Genomic DNA, 11972 nt, shown 5'->3' with positions numbered 1-11972 from the left:
GCCTCCAGGTCGACCGGCACGCCGGCCGCGACCCCGAGGACGCCGTCCGCCTCGCCCGCCGGGCCGTGGCGGACGGCGTCGACGCCGTCGTGGCCGTCGGCGGCGACGGCATGGTCAACCTCGCACTCCAGGCCGTCGCCGGCACCGCCGTCCCGCTCGGCGTGATACCCGCCGGCACCGGCAACGACCACGCCCGTGCCTACGGACTCCCGCTCGCCACCCCCGAAGCCGCCGCCGACGTCGTCGCCGCCGGACGCACCAGGACCGTCGACCTCGGCCTGGTCACCGCCGCCGACGGCACCACCCGCTGGTACGGCTCCGTCCTCGCCACCGGCTTCGACTCGCTGGTCAGCGACCGTGCCAACCGCCTGCGCTGGCCCCGCGGCCGGATGCGCTACAACCTGGCCATCCTCGCCGAGTTCGCCAACCTGCGCCCGCTGCCCTTCCGCATCACCCTCGCCGACGGCACCGTCATCGAACGCGACCTCACCCTGGCCGCCGTCGGCAACACCCGCAGCTACGGCGGCGGCATGCTCATCTGCCCCGACGCCCTCCCGGACGACGGCCTCCTCGACCTCACCCTCGTCGCCGCCATGCCCCGGCTGCGCATCGCCCGCTTCTTCCCCACCCTCTTCAAGGGCACCCACACCACCCACCCCGAAGTCACCACCCACCGCACCGCATCCCTGCGGATCGATTCCCCCGCCATCACCGCCTACGCCGACGGCGAGTTCATCGCGGCCCTCCCCGTCGACGTGAGCGCCGCCCCCGGGGCCCTCCACCTCCTGGTGCCGTGACCCACCCGTCTCCCCGTCGGAGCCGCGAGCCTCACCCGGTCAGGCGGCGGCGCCAGAGGAGCGGGCGGATCTCTATCGCTTGGGAGGGGTCGGCGTTCCAGATGACGGGCAGGCCGGCCTCGGTGAGCGCGGCGGCCACCTCGTGGCCGATGGCGGTGGTGGTCAGCGGGGAGGCATCGAAGCCGCCGTAGCGGAGGGCGAGGCCGTGGCCGGCGGCGGCGGAGTCGGTGGACTGGGTATGGAAGTAGACGTAGCCGCGGGCGTCCGGCGCCCCGGCGTCGGCGATCTCGGCGTCGCCACAGGAACCGCAGCAGCTGAAGTGCTCCCGGGCGGTGATGCCGGCCTCCTCCAGGGCGGCGAAGGCCCGGGTGAGGCGTTCCGGGTCGGTCTCGCCGATCCAGCCGGTCTGCTCGCCGACGCGCTCCAGCCAGAGCCGGTCGGCCAGTTGCTCGGCCTGGTCGCGGGAGGGCGGGCGGTGGTCGCCGGAGGCCAGGTGGTCCTCGGCGAGTTCGGCGAGCTCGGCGCGGGTGGTGTAGCCGCCGGCCAGGGTGAGGCGCAGCCGGTCGTGCAACTGCCGCAGGTCCTCGGCGGGCAGGTCGAGCGGCGGGGCGGGCTCGGGCTGCGGGCCCAGGTCGAGCGGCTGCCAGTCCAGGCCGTCGCCCCAGCCCGGCTCGTGCCGCGCCCAGCCCGTCATCGCGGCGATGACCGCCTCGGGACCGTCGGTGCGAACCTCGAAGTGCCGGGCGGCGGAGCCGTCGCGGTGTTCGAGCGTGTACTCGCCGCCTTCGGCGTGCCACACCTGGATGAAGACGTCCGGCAGGTCCGGTATCCGCTGGGCGACCAGGAAGCGGTCGCCCTTCGCGCCGATCCGCCGCACCAGCCGCGCCAACTCGGCCGCCTCCACCCGGAGGTGGCGCGTCCCGTCGTTCTCCTGCACCCCGATCGCCAGCATGTGGATCACCCAACCACACGCCACTGACAACGGCGCCGAGCCGCGGGACGCGCCCGCCGTCAGGCCGTTCCCGGCTCGTTCCCGGCCCGCCGTCAGCCCGCCCGCTGCTCGCGGCGGAGGCGGAACAGCACGTTGGGCCGCAGCGGGCCCTCGGGGGCGGTCGGGTCCTCGAAGTCGTCGGCGGGGTCGGACGTCATGCCGAGGCGGCGCATGACGGCCTGCGAGCGGTGGTTGGTCGCGGTGGTGACGGCGAGGATCTCGGGGAGGCCGAGGGCGTCGAAGCCGTGGGCGAGGACGGCGCGGGCCGCCTCGGTCGCGTAGCCGTGGCCCCAGGCGGTGCGGGCGAGGCGCCAGCCGATCTCGACGCCGGTGAAGGGCAGGCCCTCGTCGACCTCGTCGAGGCCGGCCAGGCCGACGAACTCGCCGGTGGCGCGCACCTCGACGGCCAGCCAGCCGTATCCGCGCGCCGCGGTCTCGGCCTCGAAGCGCGCCACCGAGGCGTCGCACTGCTCGCGGGTGAGGACGTCCCCGAGGTGCTCGCGGACTTCGGGGTCGGCGTTCATCGCGGCCCAGGGTGCGAGGTCGGTGGCCCGCCAGGGGCGCAGGAGCAGGCGGTCGGTGCGCAGTTCGGTCATGCGGGCCAGCCAACGCCGACCGCGCCCGCCGGGGCAACCCGTTTTCCGCACCCCCGTACCCGGAGCGCTCCCCGGGGGCGCGCCGTGCTCAGACCCCCGGGGTCGCGACGATCCGGCCGGCGTCGATCGCGGCGACCAGTTCGGCGTGGTCGAGCGCCGTCTGGTCGGCGTACCGGACGGAGAAGTCGGCGATCGCCTCGGCGAAGGCGTCCGCGCCGCCCAGGTAGCCGGCGATGGCGAGGCGGTCGCCGGTGCGCGCGTGGGCGCGGGCCAGGGTGCGGCCGCACAGGTCCGCGTAGGCGCGCAGGCCGGACGGGGCCAGGTCGGCGACCTCGACCGAGCCCTTCATGTCGCGCAGTTGGCGGCCGTAGAAGTGGCGCCCGGCGGGGCCGGCGGTCCAGCCGAGGAAGATGTCGCCGGCGGCCTGCATGAGGTGCTGGCCGGTGACGACACGGCGCCCGCCGCGGTGGACGGAGACCTCGGCGTCGACCCGGGTGGGCGGCAGGTGGTCCTCCAGGACGGACCGCCCGGCCTCCTTGAGCTGGAGGAACAGCGGGTCGCGGGTGTCCCGGCCCTCCAGCAGGACGATGTAGCAGCGGGTGCCGACGCTGCCGACACCGACGACCTTCATCGCCGCGTCGACGAAGCGGTAGCGGTCGAGGAGGACGCGACGGTCCTCGGCGAGGGCGGCCCGGTAGTCGCTGAACACCTTGCCGATGTCGCGCAGTTCGTTCTTCTTCAGCGGTTCGATGAGCGGTGGCGCGCTGATGATGCGCCGCTGCCCGTCGCGTTCCTCGGTGAGCTTGCCGAAGGCGTGCAGGCTGGTGCGGCGGCGGGCCTGGGCGAGGTCGGCCTCGGCGCGCTTGCGCTGCCGGGGTTTGCGGAGCAGCGCCAGCAGGTCGCCGGCGTCGATCCGGGAGTACCAGACGTCGAGTTCGCCGAGCCCGGCGAGGCGGCGCATGGCGGTGGCGTAGCCCTGGACGGCGGTGCGGGCGGCGCGGTGGGCGCGGTCCTCGTCCTGTCCGTGGTCGCGGGCGGCGACGGCGATGCTGGCGGCCAGCCGTTTGACGTCCCACTCGAAGGGGCCGGGGTGGGTCTCGTCGAAGTCGTTGACGTCGAAGAGCAGGGCGCGTTCCGGCGAGGCGAACAAGCCGAAGTTCACCAGGTGGGCGTCGCCGCAGAGTTGGACGGTGAGGCCGGTGTCGGGGACGGCGCCGAGGTCGGCGGCCATGACGGCGGCGGCGCCGCGCAGGTAGGCGAAGGGAGTGTCGGCCATCCGCCCGTAGCGGATCGGCAGCAGCCGGGCGACCCGGCCCTCGCCCTGGCGTACCAGCACCTCGACCGGGTCGGGCCGGTCGGCGGCGGGGATCCACCGCCCGTGGGCGGAGCGGGAGACGCGGTCACGGGCGGCCCGGCCGTGCCGGCGGCGTTCGGCGGGGGTGGTCATGCGCGGCTCCTCGGTCGGCGGGACGGCGGGGACGGCGGGGACGGCGGGGAGACGAAACGGCGAAACGGCGGGCGGGGTGCGTCTCCCCGCGACGCTAGGCCACGAGTGCCGGAACGCGCACCGCGCGCCCTCCGGCACTCGGCCGACCGGATGAAGCCCGCCGGACGAAGCCCCCCGGCCCCCGGCCCCCGGCTCACTGCACGGTGAAGTCCGCCATCATCGCCATGTCCTCGTGCTCCAGGTTGTGGCAGTGCATCATGTACGTCCCCTGGTAGTCGGTGAAGCGCACCAGGACCTCGACCGCCTCGGCCGGGCGCAGGTCGACGGTGTCCTTCCAGCCGCCGTCGTACGGGCCCGGGTCGCGGCCGTTGCGGCTGAGCACCTGGAACTGGTTGAGGTGGACGTGGACGGGGTGGTGCAGGTCGGAGGTGAAGCGCCACCGCTCGGTGCTGCCGAGGGCGGGCCGGGCGAGGTCTCGGCCGGGCCGGTACAGGTCGCCGTTGATGGTCCAGCCGTAGCTGCCGCTGCGCCGGAAGACGAACTTGCGGGTGACGTCGACGGCGGAGGCGTCCAGTTCCTCGATCGCGGACAGCTTGTCGGGCACGGTCGAGTCGTCGCCGACCTTCTTGCCGGAGACGTCGAAGCGCATCACCTCCGCCGTACGGCCGCTGCCGAAGAGGTTGAGCAGGCGCACCGAGGTGCCCGGGGCGTAGCGGGAGAAGTCGACGACGATGTCGAAGCGCTCGGCGGGGGCGATCTCCAGCACGTCGTGGGCGATCGGGGCGGCGAGCAGGCCGCCGTCGGAGCCGATCTGGACGAGGGCGTCGCCGCCGGAGGGCTGCGGGTCGAGCCGGAGCCGGTAGGGGCGGGCGTTGGAGGCGTTGAGCAGGCGCAGCCGGTAGCGGGCGCGGTCGACGTCGAGGCGGGGCCAGGGGGCGCCGTTGACGAGGATGACGTCGCCGAGGACGCCGTTCATGTAGTCGTCGGTGACGCCGGGCGAGGCGAGGTCCTCGTCGATGGCGGGGTAGCGGAAGGAGCCGTCCTCGGTGAAGGAGCGGTCGGCGAGCATCAGCGGGAGGTCGCGGTCGCCGCGCGGCAGCGGCAGGGCGCTCTCCTCGTCGTCGTGGACGAGGTGGAAGCCGGCCAGGCCGCGCCAGACGCCGGGGCCGGTGAAGCCCATCCGGTGGTCGTGGTACCAGAGGGTGGCGGCGCGCTGCTTGCCCGGGTAGGTGTGGGTGCGCTCGCCCTCGGCGGTGCGCCCGGCCTCGTGGCCCATCCCCGCCATGCCGGGCATGTCGGACATCCCCTGCATGCCCGCCGCCCCCTGGCCCGCGCCGGAGGAGCCGACCGGCAGCAGCAGGTCGACGGGGTAGCCGTCGCTGTCGGCCGGGGTGTGGCCGCCGTGCAGGTGGACCACGGACGGCACCGGCAGCTCGTTGCGGTGCTTGACCACCGCCGCCCGGCCGGACCGGGTGACCACCGTCGGCCCGGGGAAGGTGCCGCCGTACGTCCAGGCCTCGGTCCTGACGCCGGGCAGGATCTCCAGCTCGGCGACCCGTTGGGTGATCTCGTAGTAGTCGGCCGTCGCGTCGGTGCGCACCGGCTGGAGCACCGCGGGCACCGGCAGCGGCACCTGGAACGGCTCGGGCAGGTCGAGGCCGCTGCTGAGCAGCCGGCCGGGGTGGCCCTCGGCGAACAGCCGGGCGGCGGCGGGGCCGGCGACGGCGGCCAGCGCGCCCGCGCCGAGGACGGAGGCGCCGACGCCCAGGAACCGTCGACGGTTCACTTGGACACCTCCAGCGGCCCGCCGGGGCGCGGCAGGCGTCCGCTGCCGTCCGGCTCGGGCAGGTGGTCCGCGCGGGCGGGCAGCGGCAGCCGCCAGGCGCCGACCAGCCCGAACAGGACCCCGCTGACCAGCAGCGCCCCGAGGGTGACGTGCACGCTGATCGACCGCGCGTAGCCGGCCGCGATCTGGCCGACGACGGCGACGGTCAGCACGGCGGTGGTCCACAGCGGCCAGAGCGGGCCACGGCCGGGCCGGCGAACCAGCGCGGCCGCCGCCAGTTGGCAGAGGACCACGGTGGCCAGCGTCATCGCGTTGCCCTCGTGGTCCTTGAGGGACTCGTAGGTGCCGTTGAGGAAGCTGCCGGCCAGCATGACCTGGAGCAGGGCCAGGACCGCCAGGGTGGTCGCGGTGATGCGCAGCAGGATCAGCGGCCAGCGGGGCGCGGCGGCCGCGGGAGGACTGCTCATGTCGGGCTACTCTCTGCTTCGGCGGGTCGGGCGGGTCCGACGGGGCGGGCGAGAGCGTAGCTGATCCGACATCACGATCAGCTCCAATAAAGGGGTTTGGACTTTCCCGGCTACCCCATTGCGCCTACTCGGCCCGGCTTTTGTCACCCGTACGAGCGAGGCTCTGGTGCGCCCGTCCAGCGATCCTCAAGCAGGTGCCGTGACCAGCCCGAAGGGCCCCTTCCGGCGGTACCGGACGGGGCCCTTCGGGCTTTCACGGGCCTCGGCTACTGCCGGGCGGCGCCCAGCGCCACCGGGCGGGTGCGCAGCAGGGCCCGGGCGGGCAGCCCGGTCGCGCCGAGGCAGAGCAGGACGGCTCCGGCGGCCAGCGGCAGGGCGAGCGCCGGCGGGATGTACGGGGAGGAGTTGGCGACGCCCCGGGCGATCGGGACGAGGGCGATCCAGGCGATCCCCCCGCCGATCACCAGGCCGGTCGCGGCGACCAGCAGCGCCTCCCAGCGCATCATGCCGCGCACCTGGCGCCGGGTGGTGCCGGCCAGTCGGAGCAGGGCGACCTCGCGGCGCCGGTCGAGGACGGTCATCACCAGGGTGTTGACGGCGGTGACGGCGGCGAACCCGCCGAGCACGCCGGCCATCACGGTGTTGGCCCAGGCATTCAGCTCCATCATCTTGTCGGACTGGGCGACGAATCCGGCCCGGTCGGTCACGGTCGCCCCGCCGGGGCCCGCGAGGCCCGCCAGCGCGGCCGCCACCGCCGTACGGTCGGCGCCCGGCGCGTCGGCGACCAGCACCTGGCTGTCGTACCCGGCGGTGACGTGCCCGGCGACGACCGCCCGGGGCAGCAGCACCTGGCCGAAGCCGAGCCCGCGGTCGTAGACGGCGACCACGGCGGGCTGCACCGGGGTGCCGTCGCCGAGCCGCAGCGGCACCCGGTCGCCGACCTTGACGTCCAGGGCGTCGGCCAGCGTGGCGTCCAGGGCGACGGTGTCGGCGGCGCGGCCCAGGTCGGCGAGCGAACCGCTGCGCACACCCAGGTCGAGCACCCGGGACAGCCGGGCCGGGTCGCCGTCGACGCCGAGCGCGGTGGCGGAGCCGAGCTGCATGTCGTGGGTGTACACGGCGGCGGTGCGCAGCACGCCGACCGCAGCGTCCACACCGGGCACCTTGGCGGCCCGGGCGGCGGTGCCCGCGGGCAGGCCGGGGCCGGTGGAGCCGATCACGTGGTCGGCGACGATGCCGTCCCGCACGTTCGCGCCGGTGGCGTGGCTGATGGTGCTCTGGAGGAACAGCAGGGTGCCGCAGAAGGCGGTGACCAGCACGATCGGGGTGATCGCGGAGGCCAGCCGGCGGGCGTTGGCGCGGGTGTTGTCGGCGGCCAGCGAGCCGGGGGCACCGCCGGCCCGCAGCGGGGCGCCGAGCACCGCGGCGGCGACCCGCGCCACCCAGGGGCCGAGCAGCGCGACGGCCAGCATGAAGCACATGACCACGCCGAGCGCGGTGTTGGCGGCGTTGATGCCGTCCAGGGCGGCCGCGAAGGCGGCGGCCGCCACGCCGCCGGCGGCGAAGAGCAGCCCGAAGACGGTCCGCACCACGCCGGGGTGGCCCGGTTCGACGGCGGCCGCGCCGAGCGCCTGACCGGGGCGCAGCTTGGCGGGGCGGCGGGCGGCCAGGAAGCCGGCGGTCAGCGCGGCGAGGGTGCAGATGAGGACGGCGGCGAGCATCGGCAGCGGGCCGACGTCCAGCCGTACGCCCTGCGGCACGGCGCCGCGCGAGGTCAGTTCGTCGAACCACCAGCGGGCCAGGGCCAGTCCGGGCAGGATGCCGAGCGCCCCGGCGACCGGCGCGACCAGCATCGCCTCGGTGGCGATGGTGCGGCGGATCTGCCGCGGGGTGGCGCCGATGGCGCGCAGCAGGGCGAACTCGCGGGCGCGCTGGCCGGTGGCCAGGGCGACGGTGCTCATCACGACGAAGATCGCGGTCATGGTGGCGTAGCCGCCGAAGCTGCCGCCGAGCCCCATCAGCAGGGTGCGGGCCTCGCCGATGGCGGGCTGTTCGACGGTGCCGCGGCCGTCGCCGGTGAAGACCTTGGCGCCGCCGTTCTCGGCCTTGGTCTCAAGGCCGATGGCCGGGGTGCCTGCGGCCTGGGTGCCGGCAGCCTTGGCGTCCGCCGCCTGGGTGCCTGCGGCCTTGGTGGCGGGGGCCTGGGCGTCGAGGGCCTGGCGGACCTGCGCGACCAGCGCGGCGCGGTCCACGCCCTCGCGCGGCTGGACGGCGATCGCGTCGATCCGGCCGGGGTGGCCGGAGAGGCGGTCGGCGGTGGCGTCGGCGAACCAGGCGGTGGGGCCGGCCGACTGGGCGGCGGCCAGGCCGGAGACCCGGTAGTCGCCGGTGCCGCCGGGGGCGGTGAGGGTGAGCTTCGCGCCGGGCGCGAGGTGGGCGGCGCGCGCCGTGTCGGCGTCCAGCACCACCTCGTCGGCGCCGGGCGCACGGCCCTCGACCAACTGGTCGGCCGGGCCGGCGATGCCGAGCGCGGCGAAGCCCCGGCCGGTCAGGGCGGGGGTGCCGGTGCCGGCCGGCAGCGGAAAGGCGCTGTCCGGGCGGGCCGCGGCGACCCCGGGCAGTGCGGCGATCCGGCCCACCAGGGCGGCGTCCGTCCGGGCCCGCTCGGGGGTGGTCTGCTCCCTGGTCTCGGTGTCGCGGCCGACCTTGGCGGTGATCCGCACCATCGGGTCGGCCGCGACCACCACCGGGGTGCCCGCGTACCGCTGCGGTGCGACGCTCGCGGTCAGTCCGGTCTGCAGCAGCACGCCGCAGGCCACCACCACGGCGGCGCCCAGCACCAGGGCGACCAGGGTGCCCACGAAGGAGGCGGGTCGAAAGCGCACCGAGGCGCGCGCCAGTCCGTTGCTCATGCCCCTGCCCCGTTCCACTCGTCGATCGGTCCACGCCGCCCGTTCACGCCGCGACCCCCACCGGGCGGGCGGTGAGCGAGACCATCCGGTCGGCGACGGCCTGCGCCTGCGGGTGGTGCAGCTCGTCGACGAGCGCGCCGCCGGCCAGGAACAGCGCCCGGTCGGCGAACGAGGCCGCCACCGGGTCGTGGGTCACCATGACCACCGTCGCGCCCAGGTCGTCCACGGCGCGCCGCAGCAGGCCCAGCACCTCGTGCGCGGTGCGGGTGTCCAGCGCGCCGGTCGGCTCGTCGGCGAACACCACGTCCGGGTCGGTGATCAGCGCGCGGGCGATCGCCACCCGCTGCTGCTGGCCGCCGGAGAGCTGGCCGGGCCGCCGCTTGGCGTGCTCGCCGAGGCCGACCTGGGCCAGCAGCTCCCGGGCCCGGGCGCGATCCTGGCGCTCGCCCGCCAGCCGCTGCGGGAGCAGCACGTTCTGCTCCACCGTCAGCGAGGGCAGCAGGTTGAAGGACTGGAAGATGAAGCCGATCCGGCTGCGGCGCAGCTTGGTGAGCCGGTCCTCGCTCAGCCGGGTGATGTCCTCGCCGCCGAGGCGGATCTCCCCCTGGTCGGGCTTGTCCAGGCCCGCCGCGCACTGCAGGAAGGTCGACTTGCCGGAGCCGGACGGGCCCATCACGGCGGTGAAGGTGCCCCGGGCCAGCGCCAGGTCGATCCCGCGCAGCGCGTGCACGGTCTCGGCGCCGCGGCCGTAGGTGCGGCGCACCCCGCGCAGCTCGATCGCCGGACGGGCGCCCTGCTCGGTGTACGGGCCGCCGCCGTACGCCCCCGTCGCGTACGGTCCGGCGGCGTGCGGTCCGGCGGCGTACGGCTCGGTCGATGGGCGGTCGTGGCGGCGTGCCATGGGTGGGCCTTCCTTCGGGGATCGTCGGTGGTCGTCGACGGGTTCCACGTTAGAAAAGGCCAGGCCGGCGGACCATGGAGGCCGCTGGCGGACCGGGGGTGGGGATATCCCCACCCCCCTCCGGGGGCCTGCGGGCCGGCGCCGGGCGGGCTCACACCGGGTCGGCGGCGATCTCCCCGTAGGCGGCGGCGAGTTCGGCGAGCACGGGGTGCGCCGGGTCGAAGGCCGTACCGTCGACCGCGGCCAGCGGCCGGACGCCGACACCCGCGTTCACCGCGAACGCCGCCGTGAAGCGGCCCAGCCCGGACGCGTCCACCCGCTCGCGCGACTGCGGCCCGCCGTACGCGCCGGCCAGCAACGCGGCGGTCACCCCGGGCAGGCTCGGGCCGTCCGGCCAGACCAGTCGGCGGCCGTCGAGGAAGCCGACGTTCCAGGTGGCGCCCTCGACCACCCCGCCGCCGTCCGGCTCCACCAGCAACACGTCGTCGTAGCCGTCGAGTTGGGCCCGCCTGCGGTGGTGGACCAGGCCGAACAGGCCGACGTGCTTCACCTCCGGCAGCTCCCGCCGGTACCCGACCGTGCGCACCCGCAACGGGGCCGGCGCGGCCACTGCCGCCGGGCGGGTGGTCAGCAGCAGCCGGGGCACCGCCGGGCCGCCGGGGCGCTCCAGGCCGAGCTCCGGGTCGTACACCGTCACCCGGACGATCACCGGCGCGCCGTCGGCGGGCAGCACCGCGCGGATCCGCTCCCGCACCGCCGCCCGGTCCAACTCGGCGGCGAACAGCACCCCGCAGTCCCGGACCAGCCGGTCCAGGTGCAGCGCCAGGCCCCGGACCCGGCCCGCCTCGACGCGCAGGGTGGTGAAGTGCCCGTAGTTCAGCAGCCCCAGTGCGGCCAGCCGCGCCGGGTCGGGCGGCGCGCCGTCGATCTCGATCTCAGCCATCCCCCGAGTCTGCCAGCCCCGGCACGGCCGCCACCGGGGCCTCCGCTCTCGGCGCCGGGGGCGGGGCCGGGGCCGCCGGGGCCTGGGTCGCCGCCGGGCGGTACGGGCTGACCACCTCGCGGCCCGCCGCCAGGGCCAGCTGCTCGAAGTACTCGATCTTGTAGGCCAGCCCCTCCGGCTCCCCGGCGTCCGACCACCGCCACGCCTCCGCCCACCACTGCGGGCCGCGCACCAGCGGCCGGCCCGCGAGCGCCAGATGCAGTGCCAGGGTCGAACGCGCGTACTCGTGCACCCAGCCGTCGGCCGCCCGGTAGTCGGGCGTCTCGTCCAGCCGCAGCCAGCGGCCCTCGCAGCCGGCGGCGAGCATCGGCACCCAGCCCCAGCCCCGGTCCGCGACCAGCAGGTGCAGCCAGCCGCCCTCCTCGCACACCCGGTACGGCGGGAGCTGCGGCATCCGGGCCAGGGCCAGCGAACGCTTCCAGCCGACCACCCAGAGGCCGCGGCGCAGGTAGTAGCGGACGGCGTGCTGCCAGGACCAGTGCGCCTCCAGCCGGAAGCCGGGCAGGCCCTCTGCGGCGGCCGCCGCGTACACCTCGTCCAGCGCCCCGGCGGCCAGCCCCCGGCCGCGCGCCTCCGGAATCAAGTAGAGGGAGGAGACGGCCAGTTGGCCGGGCCCCTTGGTCCAGTTGTCCACCGCCACCGTGCCGGCCACGGCGCCGCCCTCGTCCAGCACCCAGTAGCGGCGCCGGTAGAGCTCGCCGCCGGGCCACTCCCGGCCGCTCTCCCCCAGCCGCTCGCGCCACCGGCGCTCGGCCTCCGGCGTCAGCGCGTCCGGGGCCACCAGCTCCCCCAGCTCACCCTCCACCAGGGACGCCAAGTCCCAGAGGGCGAACCGCCGTTCGTCCCCCTCGGCGACCGCCCGCAGCCGCGGCCCCGCCGCCAGCCGGTCCTGCGCCCGCTCCACTGCCGCATCCCACGACCTCACCACGCCGACACGATAGCGGGAGCGCGGGCACTTTCCGTAATCCAGCGAACACCGAACGTCAGATCGGATGCGAAGGTCTCCGGGCGAAGGCCCTGACGGATGGTAGGGGAAACCCGACCAGAGGACTCGACCTGACCGTGATGACCA

General features: G+C 75.8%; 10 protein-coding genes. 1 reads left to right on the top strand and 9 read right to left on the bottom strand.

The annotated features are described in order from the left end of the window. Nucleotides 1-797 (top strand): diacylglycerol kinase (locus ACFVHI_RS32050; protein WP_380345265.1); only part of this gene is annotated, 797 nt, incomplete at its 5' end. A 31-nt stretch (nt 798-828) separates the two neighbouring features. Here ACFVHI_RS32050 and ACFVHI_RS32045 read toward each other — a convergent pair. From ACFVHI_RS32045 to ACFVHI_RS32005, 9 genes are all read right to left on the bottom strand, one after another. Continuing rightward, nucleotides 829-1749, bottom strand: a complete 921-nt coding sequence (locus ACFVHI_RS32045; RefSeq protein WP_380345264.1) for a DUF6891 domain-containing protein — start codon at nt 1747-1749, stop codon at nt 829-831. Nucleotides 1750-1841: 92 nt separating this feature from the next. Next, entirely contained in the window at nt 1842-2384 is a 543-nt protein-coding gene (locus tag ACFVHI_RS32040) for a GNAT family N-acetyltransferase (protein ID WP_380345262.1), read from the bottom strand. An 88-nt stretch (nt 2385-2472) separates the two neighbouring features. Beyond that, complete coding sequence (locus tag ACFVHI_RS32035; protein WP_380345260.1) at nt 2473-3831, bottom strand: DUF2252 domain-containing protein; 1359 nt, start codon at nt 3829-3831, stop codon at nt 2473-2475. A gap of 193 nt (nt 3832-4024) precedes the next feature. Further along, nucleotides 4025-5617 (bottom strand): multicopper oxidase family protein, encoded by a 1593-nt coding sequence (locus ACFVHI_RS32030; protein WP_380345258.1) that lies wholly within the window; start codon nt 5615-5617, stop codon nt 4025-4027. Then, a complete protein-coding gene (locus ACFVHI_RS32025; RefSeq protein ID WP_380345256.1) occupies nt 5614-6084 on the bottom strand; it encodes a hypothetical protein in 471 nt (156 codons plus the stop codon). Before ACFVHI_RS32025 ends, ACFVHI_RS32030 begins: the two co-directional genes overlap by 4 nt. A 266-nt stretch (nt 6085-6350) precedes the next feature. Then, the gene (locus ACFVHI_RS32020; protein WP_380345254.1) at nt 6351-8996 is read right to left on the bottom strand and encodes an FtsX-like permease family protein; all 2646 of its coding nucleotides are present in this window, start codon (nt 8994-8996) and stop codon (nt 6351-6353) included. A gap of 43 nt (nt 8997-9039) precedes the next feature. After that, complete coding sequence (locus tag ACFVHI_RS32015) at nt 9040-9897, bottom strand: ABC transporter ATP-binding protein (protein WP_079135965.1); 858 nt, start codon at nt 9895-9897, stop codon at nt 9040-9042. A gap of 151 nt (nt 9898-10048) precedes the next feature. Then, nucleotides 10049-10840, bottom strand: a complete 792-nt coding sequence (locus ACFVHI_RS32010; protein ID WP_380345252.1) for an aminotransferase class IV — start codon at nt 10838-10840, stop codon at nt 10049-10051. Then, nucleotides 10833-11828, bottom strand: coding sequence for a GNAT family N-acetyltransferase (locus ACFVHI_RS32005; protein WP_380345250.1), 996 nt, complete (start codon nt 11826-11828; stop codon nt 10833-10835). The genes ACFVHI_RS32010 and ACFVHI_RS32005 overlap by 8 nt, the downstream gene beginning before the upstream one ends. Between the last annotated feature and the right edge of the window lie 144 nt (nt 11829-11972).

The organism is Kitasatospora sp. NPDC127121, assembly GCF_042677305.1.
Taxonomy (GTDB): domain Bacteria; phylum Actinomycetota; class Actinomycetes; order Streptomycetales; family Streptomycetaceae; genus Kitasatospora.
Note: the sequence above shows the minus strand (reverse complement) of the source record. Positions and strands in the feature narration are given on the sequence as shown.

Excerpts from the sequence above, each read along its gene's own strand:
- ACFVHI_RS32045 (WP_380345264.1), bottom strand. The coding sequence starts at position 1,749 with ATGCTGGCGATCGGGGTGCAGGAGAACGACGGGACGCGCCACCTCCGG.
- ACFVHI_RS32040 (WP_380345262.1), bottom strand. The coding sequence starts at position 2,384 with ATGACCGAACTGCGCACCGACCGCCTGCTCCTGCGCCCCTGGCGGGCC.
- ACFVHI_RS32035 (WP_380345260.1), bottom strand. The coding sequence starts at position 3,831 with ATGACCACCCCCGCCGAACGCCGCCGGCACGGCCGGGCCGCCCGTGAC.
- ACFVHI_RS32025 (WP_380345256.1), bottom strand. The coding sequence starts at position 6,084 with ATGAGCAGTCCTCCCGCGGCCGCCGCGCCCCGCTGGCCGCTGATCCTG.
- ACFVHI_RS32020 (WP_380345254.1), bottom strand. The coding sequence starts at position 8,996 with ATGAGCAACGGACTGGCGCGCGCCTCGGTGCGCTTTCGACCCGCCTCC.
- ACFVHI_RS32015 (WP_079135965.1), bottom strand. The coding sequence starts at position 9,897 with ATGGCACGCCGCCACGACCGCCCATCGACCGAGCCGTACGCCGCCGGA.
- ACFVHI_RS32010 (WP_380345252.1), bottom strand. The coding sequence starts at position 10,840 with ATGGCTGAGATCGAGATCGACGGCGCGCCGCCCGACCCGGCGCGGCTG.